Genomic DNA, 14,530 nt, shown 5'->3' on the forward strand with positions numbered 1-14,530 from the left:
CCTCTTCAGCTTGATGCTGAAGAGATTTTTTTATGTTTATTTAATGACCTATAAACAGAGTTTCGGTTCCGTTCCTCTTCTACTAATTCTTCTAGATACGAGAGCAGGCTATCATTTAAGTCAATTCAGACAACAAATTGCCTTTTTACTTGTCTATTTTTACTCTTTTTTTATTCTTTTTCATGAAGGAGTTTTGAACCCTTTTGAGATTGACTCCAAATATTGCAGAAGCTGCTTGAATTTCCATGCCAAACAGACCCGCAGATGACGCTATATCATACCCGTGTCTATGTTTAAGTTAACTATTTTTCGCTTCTTTTTTATAGCGAGTTTTTGCTTGTTCTTTAAATGCAACGGTATTTTGAAATGCCTCTTGATCCAGATGTTCTGTTGGTTTCATGGTTACAGAATAGGACTGAGTTTTCGCTCCTTCTATATAACATCCTTCGCGTAAAGGACAAACCTTACATTTCTCAATATTAAAAAGGTACTGCCTTAAAAGCACTAAAAAACTGGCTAAAAAATATCTAACCAGTTTTTTAAGATTACAGTTGACGTGACTGCTTTATCTTCCTTAAAGAGACTGGAATGCTGCTCACGCATGATAATAGCAATGCCACAAGTAATAGACTAACGAAAAACCCAAAGCTCAGGCTGAAACTTGATGACACGTTTAGGATTCGGCTCGCTATTGAAGGGCCAAATGACATCCCTAAAAAGTTGATTAAGTTATAGATCCCCAGCCCAATTGCACTTTTTTCCTTCTTTATCGTGTGGGGAATATCAACATTGATAATAATGGTAAGGATTGTAAAGCTTATATTAATAAGGGCAACTCCAACACTAGCCACTGCAAATTGGTTTACTCCAAAGATGACTAATAGCAGAAATCCAATGAATTGAAGGACGACAGCAACGACCAATCGACCATTCCCTTGGATGCGGGTTATAGCTGGTCTTATTACGAAGCTCAGCAAAAAGGAAAAGATGGATATCCCCGCCAAAATAAAGCCAGTTTTCATGGCAGAGACATGAAACTGCTGTCCCGCTAACAGCGGAAAAAGAAAAATAATTCCCACCATGGCAGCATTATTAATAAAACTAAGCAAAAGGAACCGATTAAAGGCATAGAATCGAAAAAAAGAAAGATCCATAAATATCCCGACATCTTGACGTTTGCCATGGATCCCCATAAAAAATACAGATATCACTGTAATGATTAGTAAATAACCATTTAATTTGACTCCTAAAATAAACGTCACGACAAAAATCAATAAATAAAGGAAGCCTATAAAATCAAACGGTTGGGTAAGCTTCTTCTGATTGGCATACCCGGATGGCACAAACCAAATAATTCCTAGCAAAGTGAAAATAGACATACTCATTAATAAAAATAGAGAGTGCCAGCCCCAAAAATGAGTAAAGAAGCCTCCCAGCAAAAATCCTATTCCTGAACCGAGTGATAGACAGGCACCTATTAATGTTAGAGCCAGATTGCGTTTAGGTAAGGCGAGAAACTGATTCGTCAGGATCATGGATAATGCAATAAACGAACTACCACCGGACGCTTGAATCATACGAGCCAAGACCACAACGATAAAATCATTCGTCGTGTACCCTATAAGGGAACCTGTAACGAATAAACTAATCCCAAAGATTAATAAGCTCTTGATTTGGAAATAAGAAGCTAGCTTACTATATGTAATCGAACCACAGGCAATTACTAAAGTATAGGAAATAACCACCCAGCTAATTTTGGAGGCTGTCACCTCAAGCCCATTCATCATATCAAATAAGGCAACATTAAACAGAAGTGAATTGGCTACCCCGGATAAAACGATTATACATAATGTGATAATCAACCTATTCTCTTTTTGATTCATCTATTTCTCCTCCATTATATTAAAGTCATAAAACTTTAGAACTAATAACCAAAAAAGGAGGCTACATTAAAGTGTAGCCAAAAACCCAGGTAAATAGCGGGTGAATGTTTCCTCATTTAATGAAACATATTTTATGACACCCTCACGGTCAATCTTCACCAGCTCTGCTTCGGATAAAATTTTTAAATGATAGGAACCATTGGACTTACTTACACCTAAACTCCTTCCAATATCCGTACACATCGGGCGATTGTTTCCGTAATACAATAAGCGGATGATTGCGATCCTTTTTTCATCAGCTAAGGCATTAAATATTTTTATTCGTTGCGTATCGTTTTGTTCTAAAGTCATATGACTATTATATTACCTAAATTCAAATTGTCAACTTCTAACAGTTTCTTTCGTTCTCTTATTTTGTTTAATTTGATGGAATACCTTTTGGTGTTTGTTCCTTATAGTGAAAATATCAGAAATAAGCTGCTCATAAAATTGAGCAGCTTATCTTAATAAATTCATGATTTGAAAAAAATTCCTTCACTCTATTACTGAGTCAAATAGCAGTTTCTCATATATCTTGTTGTATTTCTTTGCGGATTGTAACCAACTATAATCTTGACCCATCGCATTTTGTACTAAGTGGCTCCAAATTTTATTTTGTTTATAAAAAGAAATCGCTCTTCTAAGTGTATGGAGCATATCATGAGCATTAAAATTTTTAAAGGTGAATCCGTTCCCGCTACCTGTAAACTCATTGTATGATTGAACCGTATCGTTCAAGCCCCCTGTTTCTCTGACAATGGGTATCGCGCCGTACTGTAAGGCAATAAGCTGCCCTAATCCACAAGGCTCAAATTGAGAAGGCATTAAAAACAAATCAGCCCCTGCATAAATTTGATGGGCTAATGGTTCACTAAAACCGAGATATACCCCTACCTTATCGGGATACTCCTGTTCCATTTGGTTAAAAAAATTTTCATAATGGGGATCACCTGAACCTAGAATGATGAATTGAAGATCCTCCTTCATCATTTCCCGAAATACATGAAGCACTAAATCTAAGCCTTTTTGATTGGTTAACCGTGTGACCATTGCCATAATAGGTGTGTTTTCTTTTTCTGGTAATCCAAAATAGCGCTGTAATGATTGCTTATTTTTTGCTTTACCCTCTAACGTATCGATATCATATGAAACAGCAATATCACGGTCTTCCCTTGGATTGTATACGGTATCGTCTATACCATTGACAATTCCCACAAGCTTATTTCTGTGCTTTCGCAAGAACCCATCGAGTCTTTCACCAAAATAGGGATATTGAATTTCCTCTTTATAGGTTGGGCTGACCGTCGTCACCATATCGGATGCAACAATTCCCCCCTTCATAAAACTAACATCCCCATAAAACTCTAGTTGCTCGCTGTTAAAATATTGAGGACTTAACCCTAACAGATCATTCATAACCGTATAAGGGAAAATTCCCTGGAATTGCAAATTGTGAATAGTAAAAACGGTTTTGATATCCCTATAGAGCGGATTCAGACGATAGTGTGCGTCTAATAAAAAATTCACCATTGCTGTGTGCCAGTCATGGGAATGAATCACATCAGGAACAAAATCCAGGTGTGGAATACATTCTAGAATGGCCTTACAGAAAAAAGAGAATCGTTCTCCATCATCGTAATGACCATATAATGAATCTCGATAAAAATAATATTCGTTATCTATGAAATAATAGGTAATCCCATCATGGACAAGAGTATAAATGCCGCAGTATTGACTCCGCCATCCAACCTGCACATGAATCTCTTTTTGAAACTGAAAGGATTTTTTAAACTTTTCAGGAATGGTACAGTAAAAGGGTAAAATGACCCGTACTTCTGTACCAAGATTTTTTAACGCTTTAGGAAGTGCCCCTGCTACATCGGCAAGGCCTCCTGTTTTCACAAACGGGACGCACTCAGATACAGCAAATAAAACTTTCATGAATGATCAACGCCCCTTTTGGACTGTACCTTTTTTTACTACATGAGGTGCCTCGGTTGTTCCTTTCAATTGGATTCCATTCCCAATATTGACATCTTTATCTATAATTACTCCATCAAGTACACAATTTTCTTCAATTTTACACTTCTGCATAATGATGGAGTTACGGACAATCGCCCCTTTTCCGATTTTAACGGCCCGAAAAATAACACTATTCTCTACTTCTCCTTCAATCATGCACCCATTTGCAATCATCGAGTTCGTAACCTTGGCATCCTTTTTATACCGTGTTGGCGGCTCATCTTTTACCTTTGTAAAGATGGGCTCGTTCTTAGTAAAGACTTGTTTCCAAACGGTTGGTTGAAGAAGTTCTAAACTGTTTTGATAATAATTGCTGAGAGAGTCAATGATGGCAATATAGCCTGTCCAATCATACAAATTAATTTGAAATTGATGGCGTTTATCATGCACGACATCTAAAATATTGTAATAACCCTGATTCTTGTATTGTTCAAACAGAGAGAGCAATAAATCTTTGCTCAAAATGTATGTCTGTAGAGAATTCCCATTATGAACGACCTCTGTAATATCCGCTCCTGTTTCCATATGACAATTTAAAATCTTACAAAAGTCAATGGTTCCGATGGTATAGCAATTAGTAATAACTACATATTTTTGCTTACTACGTAAGAAATAGGTCATATTTTTTGCGAAATGAGCAAAGGAGCCAAATCTCTCGTTTCTAGAATTGCCATCAGGTGAAAACACAAACAGCCCATCCCGCTTTCTGTCCAAGTCCCATTGTTTACCAGATCCTAAATGATCCATCAGCGACCGAGTCTCTTGACCGGTAAAAATAGCCACATTCGTAATTCCTGAATTCACCATATTGGATAACATAAAATCAATTAATCGATATCTTCCTGCATATGGAAGAGAGGCTAAAGAACGATGAGCAGTTAAATTTTGAAATGTGTCAAACTCAGTGGTGGCATTGATAATTCCAAGCATTGAACACGACATAAAATTCCCCTTTCTTCTCTTTCGGTTATCTTAGGATTCTTCCCCTGCATACAGGATGACACTATCTTGCTTTGATGGACGAATGACCGCATGATCCTCCACTACGATTCCTGGGGCAATTATCGCTCTCTCTATCACGGCATTTTTTCCTACACGAGCGTCCGGCATAATAACAGAATCGCGAATTGTGCTCCCTTCTTCTACGGTTACGCCCTGGAATAGTACAGAATGATGGATATTACCTTCCACCATGCAGCCTTCATTAATCAATGATTCCTCTATTTGAGCTGACGGGGCAATATATTGGGGCGGGCGGTTTGGATTGGCAGAGTAAATTCTCCAATCACGAGCATAAAGATCGAGTTCTGTTTCTTCTTTTAATAAATCCATATTGGCTTCCCACAAGCTGCCAACGGTCCCAACATCTTTCCAGTAGCCTTTAAATGGGTACGCGACCACCTTTTTATTTTCTTCCAGCAACAGCGGAATAATATCCTTGCCAAAATCATTGGTTGATTGTGGATTTTTATCATCCATCTCTAAAAACACTTTTAAAACCGGCCATTTAAAAATGTAAATACCCATGGAAGCTAAATTATTTTTGGGAGATTTCGGTTTTTCCTCGAATTCAATGATCTCTAAGTCTTCATTTGTATTCATAATTCCAAACCGGCTTGCTTCTTCCCAGGGCACCTCAATCACAGAAATGGAAACATCTGCGTCCTTTTCAATATGGTAATCAAGCATTTTAGAATAATCCATTTTGTAAATGTGGTCACCGGAAAGAATGATCACGTACTCTGGATGGTATTGTTTTAAATAATTTAAATTCTGATAAATAGCGTTAGCCGTACCTCTATACCACCTAACACCGGAAGTTTCCGAATAAGGAGGCAACACGGTTACTCCACCATGAATCCGATCTAAATCCCACGCGCTGCCGATTCCGATATAGGAGTGTAACACAAGGGGCAAGTACTGAGTTAATACCCCTACTGTATCAATTCCAGAGTTTGTACAATTACTTAAAGGAAAATCAATAATTCGATATTTGCCCCCATAGGAAACAGCAGGTTTTGCTTTATTCTTGGTCAATGAACTGAGACGGCTGCCTTGTCCGCCTGCCAGTAACATGGCTACGCACTTTTTTTTCTGTATCATTATTTTTACTCCCCTTTCTTGTTTTCAGAGGTCGTAAGATGGAGATTCCAAAAGGCGGGATGGTGAGTTCCAGATGACAGGGCTGGTTGTGAAAAGGCTTTACAATCGTTTTCATTTTCTTTTTATTTACTTGACCAGAACCACCATATGGTATGGCGTCACTATTGAAAATTTCATTGTAGTAATGGTAAGAAGGAACTCCGACTTTGAAGTTTTCATAAACTACCTCTGTAAAATTACACACGATGATCAGAAGATTGTCTTCCTGTTTTCCTTTCCTAATAAACGAGAAAATACTTTGTTCTTTATTATCAGGATCGATCCACTCAAAGCCTTCATTTTCATGATCTAATTGCCACAATGCCTTAGAACGTTTGTATAGCATCATTAAATCTTTAAAGTAATGATGCACTAAACGATGCATCTCAAAATCATGTAATTCCCAATCTAAATCCTCCAAATCCTTCCATTCATCAAATTGCCCGAACTCTCCGCCCATAAACAGCAGCTTTTTGCCAGGGTGTGTCATTAAATATCCTAAAAGTAAACGAAGTTGAGCAAATTTTTGCCAGTAATCACCCGGCATTTTATTTAAAAGTGATTTTTTTCCATGTACGACCTCATCATGTGAAAAAGGCAAGATGAAGTTTTCTGAGAACGCATACATTAATGAGAAAGTTACTTTATCATGTAAATACTTTCTGTTCCGCGAGTCTGCTTCCATATATTTTAAAATATCGTTCATCCAACCCATATTCCATTTAAAGTTAAAGCCTAAACCACCTTGGTAAGTAGGCGATGTCACAAGCGGCCAGTCTGTTGAATCTTCAGCAATTATGAGAACAGATGGTTCGGCTTCAAACACAACCTCATTCAGTTTTTGCAAGAAAGAAACAGCGTATGGGTTCTCCTGAAATGTACCGCTGGCATGCCAATACAGCATATTGGCCACTGCATCCACCCGAAATCCATCTACATGGTAGTATTTCATCCAGAATAAGGCGTTAGAAATTAAGAAACTGTTCACTTCAGGCTTACCCAAATCAAAGTTCGCTGTTCCCCATACCTCGTTTTCCTGTACGTATACATCTTCATATTCATAGGTAGGCTGTCCATCAAACTTGTACAAACCATGGGCGTCCTTGCTGTAATGTCCGGGAACCCAATCAAGCAGAACACCTATCCCATTTTGATGGCATTGGTCAATAAAATACATTAAATCGTGGGGTGTGCCATAGCGGCTTGTCGGCGAATAGTATCCTGTACCTTGATATCCCCAGGAACGATCATATGGGTGTTCCACAAGAGGCATGATTTCAATGTGCGTAAAATGATGCTCAAGCACGTATGGGATGAGTTCATCAGCCAGCTCCCTGTAAGTATAAAAGGTATGTTCATCCCTTTTCCTCCAAGAACCTAAGTGAACCTCGTAAATGCTAAGCGGTTCTTCATACACCGTTTTCTTCCGTTTGTTTTTAAACCACCTTTGATCCTTCCATTCATATCCTTCAATATTATAGATAACAGAAGCGGTGTGAGGTCTGAGCTCCGAAAAAAAAGCATAAGGATCTGCTTTAAGTATGGTATCTCCTGCAGCTGTTTTTATTTGATACTTATAGATTTCATTTTCTAGGAGCCCAGGAATAAATAATGACCAGATTCCTTGATCATTAAGCTTAGTCATTCCATGCTTGCTTCCATCCCATTTATTAAAATCTCCGACAACATTCACTTTAATCGCATGTGGAGCCCAAACAGAAAAACGAGTCCCCTTTATCCCCTTTTGTAATTCAACATGAGCGCCAAATACTTTGTAGCTCTCATACAAACTCCCTTCGTGAAAAAGGTATACTTCATAATCTGTAGGATGTGTTAAAACCACCTGTTTCACCTCTTTGTCCTTCTTTTGAAAGAAAGTCAGAACGGCTAAATCCATACCTTAATCCTTAAATGATTTGTGTTCCTTATATCTCCTTGTAGTTTTTCTAAATGGGAATATTTAATGCACTTAATAACCAAAGGGAGTTAAAAATAATATAGAATAAACCTGCTTGAAAACTAGTTAAAATCTATAATGCAGCCCTTTGATCATATTCATCTGCATCATTTTACTTCCCCATTGAGATGATAAGGTTTAGGCCAGTATATTTGGCCACCATGGAAATGGCCTAATAATAAATAATCGAAATTCCAATCCTTCATGTTGAGAATGATATTGGGGTAATGAGTTAAAACTAAGTGGTACTTTTCAGCTTACATATTGGAGGAAAGTATTTAGGAAGTGATAGAAGATATGAAGGGAAAAAGTATCCTGACAATCCATGCTATGTTATTACTGGTTGTTACCGCGGTTTTTATTTGGTCAATTATCAAGCCTGCGAGCTATTTGTCATGGGCATTGGAAGCCATTCCGGCCATTATCGTTTTGATGATCGCACTATCTACATACAATAAGTTTCGATTAACTACCCTCTCTTACGTCATTATTACTATTTTGGCTATTTTGATGTTTATCGGCGGCCATTACACCTATTCAAAGGTTCCTCTCTTTAATTGGCTAAAAGATACTTTTGATTTTAAGAGAAATCACTACGATCGATTTGGCCATTTTATAAAAGGCATGTTAAGTATGGTAATAAGAGAAATATTAGTAAGGAAAACCCTTTTAACAAAAGGCACTTGGTTATTTTGGATCGTTACAAGTATTACTCTGGCCATCTCTGCTATGTATGAAATTGTTGAATGGATTAGTTTTGTGATAGGCAAGGGAGGAAAAACTGCTAAAAACTTTTTAGGGAACCAAGGCGATATATGGGATGCACAATGGGATATGGTATTAACCTTAGCTGGTACAATCATTGCATTACTTTTCCTATCCAAACTGCATAATAGGTTGTTGCGAAAAGAATTAGGAAAAGGTCTTTCCAACTACTAAGGAACTGGACACTAATTATAAAAATAAAAAACAAAATTAATTAACCGAAAAAGTAGTTTTTTTTCACTCCTGGATATCTACAGAAAAGATGTCATAATAAACAAAAACCTAATCAAGCAAATGAATGCTGATTAGGTTTTGTTCTTTGTTTCTCTATTAAAGCCCTTGTAGATTTGTCTATAAAAATGGGAAGATCGCATTAGCATTAATCCTTTTATTAGAAAAAAATCTTTTACTCGATTACTGGGTCAAGTAGCAGCCACTCATAAATCTCGTTATATTTCTTTGCTGATTGCAGCCAACTATAATCTTGACTCATCGCATTTTGTACCAACCGATTCCAAGTATCCTTTTGGTGATAAAAAGAAATCGCCCTTCTAACTGTATGCAGCATATCATGAGCATTGAAATTTTTAAATGTGAAACCGTTACCCGTACCTTTAAACTCATTATAGGATTGAACCGTATCATTTAAGCCGCCTGTTTCTCTGACAATGGGAATGGTACCGTACTGTAATGCAAGAAGCTGTCCTAATCCACATGGCTCAAACTGAGAAGGCATTAAAAACAAATCAGCCCCTGCATAGATTTGATGTGCCAAAGCTTCATTAAAACCAAGATATACCCCTACCTGATTTGGATACTCTTGTTCCATTTGGTTAAAGAAGTTTTCATAATGGGGGTCACCTGAACCAAGAACGATAAATTGGACATCCTCCTTGATCAGATCCCGAAATACACGGAGAACTAAATCCAATCCTTTTTGATTGGTTAAGCGTGTGACCATCGCAATAATAGGCGTGGTTTCTAATTCTACCAATCCGAAATAGTGCTGTAGTTCTTGCTTATTTTTCGCTTTCCCCTCTAACGAATCGATATCATAGGAAACAGCAAGATCACGGTCTCCTTCTGGATTATAGACCGTATCATCTATCCCATTGACAATTCCTATCAGCTTATTTCTATGCTTTCGCAGGAGCCCATCAAGTCTTTCGCCAAAATAGGGATATTGAATTTCCTCTTTATAGGTCGGGCTGACAGTCGTCACGATATCAGATGCCACAATCGCCCCCTTCATAAAACTCACATCCCCATAAAACTCTAGTTGCTCATTGTTAAAATACTGTTGGTTTAATCCTAACAGATCACTCATTACGCTATAGGGGAAAATTCCCTGGAATTGCAAATTGTGAATCGTAAATACGGTTTTAATATCTTTATAGAGCGGATTAAGACGATAGTGTGCGTCCAATAAAAAATTGACCATCCCTGTGTGCCAGTCATGGGAATGGATGACATCAGGATTAAAATCCAAATGAGGAATACACTCTAGAACGGCCTTACAGAAAAAAGAGAACCGTTCTCCATCATCGTAATGACCATATAAGGAATCCCGATAAAAATAATATTCGTTATCAATAAAATAATAGGTAATCCCGTCTTGCTCTCCTTTAAAGATGCCACAGTATTGGTTCCGCCATCCAACCTGCACATGAATTTCTTTGTGAAACTGAAAGGATTTTTTAAACTTTTCAGGAATCAAAGAGTAATTGGGTAAAATAACTCTCACTTCTGTACCAAGATCTTGTAACGCTTTAGGTAGTGCCCCCGCTACATCAGCCAGACCTCCTGTTTTCACAAACGGGACGCACTCCGATACGGCAAATAAAACTTTCATGATTGATTAACGCCCCTTTGTACGGTACCTTTTTTTACTACATAAGGAGACTCCGTCGTCCCTTTCAATTGGATTTCATCCCCAATAGTGACATCCTTATCTAAAATGACTCCATCCAGTACACAATTTTCTTCAATCCGACACTTTTGCATAATAATAGAGTTTCGAACAATCGAACCTTTGCCGATTTTAACGGCACGAAAAATAATGCTATTCTCTACTTCTCCTTCAATGATGCACCCATTTGCAATCATCGAGTTCGTAACCTTTGCTCCCTTTTTATAGCGTGTTGGCGGTTCATCTTTTACCTTTGTAAAGATGGGATCGTTCTTCGAAAAAACCTGTTTCCATACGGATGGTTGAAGGATATCTAAGCTATTTTGATAATAACGGTTGAGAGAATCAATGATGGCGATATATCCAGTCCAATCATATCTATTAATCTGAAATTTATGGCGTGTATCATGGACGACATCTAATATACTGTAATAACCCTGATTCTTGTATTGTTCAAACAGAGAGAGCAATAAATCTTTGCTCAAAATGTATGTCTGTATAGATCTCCCATTATGAACGACCTCTGTAATATCCGCTCTTGTGTCCAAATGCCGATCTAAAATCTTACAAAAGTCAATGACTCCCATGGTATAGCAATTGGCAATAACGACATACTGTTGCTTACTACGTAAGAAATAGGTCATATTTCTTGCCAAATGGGCAAAGGAACCAAATATCTCGTTGCTAGAATTGCCATCAGGCGAAAACAAAAACAGCCCATCACGCTTTCTGTCCAAGTCCCATTGTTTGCCTGATCCTAAATGATCCATCAGCGAGCGAATCTCTTGGCCGGTAAAAATAGCCACATTCGTAATCCCTGAATTCACCATATTCGATAACATAAAATCAATTAATCGATATCGTCCTGCAAACGGAAGAGAGGCTAAAGAACGCTCCGCAGTTAACGTTTGAAAGGTATCAAACTCACTAGTGGCATTAATGATTCCAAGCATTGAACATGACATAGTATCTCCCTTTCTCCTCTGTGGCTTTTCTTACTTTTCTTCTCCAGCAAACAGGATGACGTCATCCTGTTTTGATGGACGAATGACAGCATGATCTTCGACTACAATCCCCGGGGCGATAATGGCTCTTTCGATCAACGCATTTTTTCCTACACGAGCGTCCGGCATGATAACAGAATCGAAAATCTGACTGCCTTCTTCTACTGTTACACCTTGGAATAATACAGAATGATGGATATTTCCTTCCACCATACATCCTTCATTAATCAATGACTCTACTATTTGAGCTGACGGGGCAATATATTGGGGCGGCCGGTTTGGATTGGCAGAGTAAATTCTCCAATCACGATCATAAAGATCCAGTTCTGTCTCATCCTTTAATAGATCCATATTCGCTTCCCACAAGCTACGAACGGTCCCAACATCTTTCCAGTAGCCCTTGAATGGGTACGCTACCACCTTTTTGTTTTCTTCCAGTAACAGCGGAATAATATCCTTTCCAAAATCATTGGTGGATTCTGGATTTTTATCATCCATCTCCAAAAACACTTTTAAAACTGGCCATTTAAAGATATATATACCCATTGACGCTAAATTATTTTTGGGGGATTTTGGTTTTTCCTGGAATTCAATAATCTCTAAATCCTCATTCGTATTCATAATTCCAAAACGGCTTGCTTCCTCCCAAGGCACCTCAATCACAGAAATGGAAACATCAGCTTCTTTTTCCATATGATAATGAAGCATTTCAGTATAATTCATTTTGTAAATATGGTCACCGGAAAGAATGATCACGTATTCTGGATTGTATTGGTCTAAATAATTCAAATTCTGATAAATAGCGTTTGCCGTACCTCTATACCACCTAAGACCGGAAGATTCCGAATATGGAGGCAATACAGTTACTCCACCATTCATTCGATCTAAATCCCACGCGCTGCCGATCCCGATATAGGAGTGTAACACAAGGGGCAAGTACTGAGTTAATACCCCTACTGTATCAATTCCAGAGTTTGTACAGTTACTTAAAGGAAAATCAATAATTCGATATTTTCCACCATAAGAAACAGCCGGTTTTGCTTTATCCCTCGTCAATGAACTAAGACGGCTACCTTGTCCGCCTGCCAGTAACATGGCTACGCACTTTTTTTTCTGTTTCATTACTTTTACTCCCCTTTCTTGTTTTCACAGGCCGGAAAATGGAGATTCCAAAAGGCGGGATGGTGAGTTCCAGATGACAGGGCTGGTTGTGAAAAGGCTTTGAAATCGTTTTCCTTTCCTATTTCTTTATTTGTTTAGTACCCTATCTTTCAAAAATTTAAAACCATATTCTCTGAGTTCTATGAAAATGGTAAAAAAAAACAAAAACTTAATCAATCAAATGAATGCTGATTAGGTTTAGTTCTTTGTTTTTCTATTAAAACACTTGTGGATTGGTCCTCTACTTACTTATAACGGGAAGATCGTAATAGCGTAAGCCATGGCCCCTTTATAAAAAACTTTTTCAAGATGATAAACCACATTTCATCCTGTTATTCCAACTGATTGAGAATTTTTCTTTGCCCGAACTCGATGAATGAATACAAGTCCAACCATTAAAATAATCGACGCGCAAACCAATATACTTGGAATGATGAAGATTCGCGGCTGGTAACCAGGAATGAAAAAGGGCAGAAAATAACCAATCAAAGAAGCTGTCTGAGATAAGAAAACATATAAGCTAGAACCAAATCCAATGCGAGTATGAAACATACGTTGTACATATCCCATTGCTACCCCATACAAAACCGAGACGAAGAAAGAGTATAGGGGCTGGGCTAGAAAGAACACCCATAACGGCGGTTGTACTGAGTACAATATATAAGTGATTAACGCACCTATGCTTCCAATCATGATAACAGGTTTACTGCCGAACTTATTGGCCCAATATCCTGCAACTGTCATAAACGCTAATTCAAAAACAGCCTGAACACTCCATAAGTAAGACATGATCTGGGGAGCTTTAAACAATTGAACGACAACAAGTGGTAAATAGAGTCCTCGTAATGCGTCAGCACAGGCGAGAAAAAGAAGAGCAAAAAGCATGACGAGGGAGAAAGTTTCACCTTTTACACTTGATATGGAGCTTTGAGCCTCATACTCTTTGTAGATGATAAGTACCACGAACAAAGCTGCATATCCCAGAAAGTTCCCCCACAGAACACTTTTGAATTCGCCAATCATATATAAATTCGCTCCTACTAGCAATCCAGTAAAAAATCCTACACTAAACGTGGCTCGAAGCCAGATTTGCGCCATTTCATAAATGTCGGGGGCAAGGGTCATAAAATGATTTCGTGCCATGGCAAATAACTGCCCCATAATAAGTCCAGAAGGTGCGACAGCAAAAACCATACCCATCAGCGTTATCACATAGGTTGCAGCATTCATATAAATTAGCAATCCGGCCATACAAACGATACAGGCAAATATGGGCAGTCGTTTCTTTCGCTTGATTTTATCGCTGATTATACCGACCACCATGGTCGTTACCATATTCAGCAATAAAGAAATAGAAAAAATTGAAACGATTTCAATTTTAGATAAACCAATTTCATCACGCATATAGACCGCGTTCATCGGTGCCAAAATCCCCGTTCCAATGCCGTACAAAAACATACCAATTAGTAGAATCCAAGCTCCTTTGATTTTCAAAAATAATTTAAAATCGTTGATTACTGTCACTTTTTCAGCACCTGCCCTGTAAAATGAAATTTCTACTATATTAATTAGATTTTCGACTTATAAACACCTGAATAATATGTATTAAAAAACTCAACAACGATTAAATCACTTTGTTTGCATTTTG

General features: G+C 37.9%; 11 protein-coding genes and 2 pseudogenes. 1 reads left to right on the forward strand and 12 read right to left on the reverse strand.

Annotated elements, in window-relative coordinates; translation table 11 throughout:
* Window positions 1–145: 145 nt before the first annotated feature.
* The 8 genes and pseudogenes from CVD27_RS02025 to CVD27_RS02060 all read right to left on the reverse strand — a co-directional run.
* Window positions 146–490, reverse strand: a pseudogene (locus tag CVD27_RS02025) (transposase); the annotation flags it as partial.
* Between the two features lie 55 nt (window positions 491–545).
* Window positions 546–1,883, reverse strand: coding sequence for an MFS transporter (locus CVD27_RS02030; protein WP_101646221.1), 1,338 nt, complete (start codon window positions 1,881–1,883; stop codon window positions 546–548).
* A gap of 66 nt (window positions 1,884–1,949) precedes the next feature.
* Window positions 1,950–2,234 (reverse strand): ArsR/SmtB family transcription factor, encoded by a 285-nt coding sequence (locus CVD27_RS02035; protein ID WP_098573007.1) that lies wholly within the window; start codon window positions 2,232–2,234, stop codon window positions 1,950–1,952.
* A gap of 183 nt (window positions 2,235–2,417) precedes the next feature.
* Window positions 2,418–3,863 (reverse strand): glycogen synthase GlgA, encoded by a 1,446-nt coding sequence (gene glgA / locus CVD27_RS02040; protein ID WP_101646222.1) that lies wholly within the window; start codon window positions 3,861–3,863, stop codon window positions 2,418–2,420.
* Window positions 3,864–3,869: 6 nt separating this feature from the next.
* Entirely contained in the window at window positions 3,870–4,886 is a 1,017-nt protein-coding gene (locus tag CVD27_RS02045) for a sugar phosphate nucleotidyltransferase (RefSeq protein WP_101646223.1), read from the reverse strand.
* A gap of 30 nt (window positions 4,887–4,916) precedes the next feature.
* On the reverse strand, window positions 4,917–6,047 hold the full coding sequence (locus CVD27_RS02050) for a glucose-1-phosphate adenylyltransferase (protein ID WP_101646224.1): 1,131 nt from the start codon (window positions 6,045–6,047) through the stop codon (window positions 4,917–4,919).
* Window positions 5,968–7,983, reverse strand: a complete 2,016-nt coding sequence (gene glgB, locus CVD27_RS02055) for a 1,4-alpha-glucan branching enzyme (RefSeq protein ID WP_101646225.1) — start codon at window positions 7,981–7,983, stop codon at window positions 5,968–5,970. Before glgB ends, CVD27_RS02050 begins: the two co-directional genes overlap by 80 nt.
* Before the next feature lie 135 nt (window positions 7,984–8,118).
* Window positions 8,119–8,291, reverse strand: a pseudogene (locus CVD27_RS02060) (metallophosphoesterase); the annotation flags it as partial.
* A 49-nt stretch (window positions 8,292–8,340) separates the two neighbouring features.
* Between CVD27_RS02060 and CVD27_RS02065 the strand changes: the two are divergent.
* A complete protein-coding gene (locus CVD27_RS02065; RefSeq protein WP_101646226.1) occupies window positions 8,341–8,982 on the forward strand; it encodes a DUF2238 domain-containing protein in 642 nt (213 codons plus the stop codon).
* Window positions 8,983–9,214: 232 nt separating this feature from the next.
* On the opposite strand, the gene glgA (CVD27_RS02070) is transcribed toward CVD27_RS02065, so the two are convergent.
* The 4 genes from glgA (CVD27_RS02070) to CVD27_RS02085 all read right to left on the reverse strand — a co-directional run bounded on the left by glgA (CVD27_RS02070) (window position 9,215) and on the right by CVD27_RS02085 (window position 14,406).
* Window positions 9,215–10,660: a glycogen synthase GlgA gene (glgA, locus tag CVD27_RS02070; protein ID WP_101646227.1), complete on the reverse strand. Its 1,446-nt coding sequence runs from the start codon at window positions 10,658–10,660 to the stop codon at window positions 9,215–9,217.
* Window positions 10,657–11,682, reverse strand: a complete 1,026-nt coding sequence (locus CVD27_RS02075) for a sugar phosphate nucleotidyltransferase (RefSeq protein WP_101646228.1) — start codon at window positions 11,680–11,682, stop codon at window positions 10,657–10,659. The genes glgA (CVD27_RS02070) and CVD27_RS02075 overlap by 4 nt, the downstream gene beginning before the upstream one ends.
* A gap of 30 nt (window positions 11,683–11,712) precedes the next feature.
* Complete coding sequence (locus CVD27_RS02080; RefSeq protein WP_101646229.1) at window positions 11,713–12,843, reverse strand: glucose-1-phosphate adenylyltransferase; 1,131 nt, start codon at window positions 12,841–12,843, stop codon at window positions 11,713–11,715.
* A gap of 363 nt (window positions 12,844–13,206) precedes the next feature.
* Window positions 13,207–14,406: an MFS transporter gene (locus CVD27_RS02085; protein ID WP_101646230.1), complete on the reverse strand. Its 1,200-nt coding sequence runs from the start codon at window positions 14,404–14,406 to the stop codon at window positions 13,207–13,209.
* Window positions 14,407–14,530: the final 124 nt, after the last annotated feature.

This window comes from Neobacillus cucumis (assembly GCF_002860255.1).
GTDB lineage: Bacteria > Bacillota > Bacilli > Bacillales > Cytobacillaceae > Neobacillus > Neobacillus cucumis_A.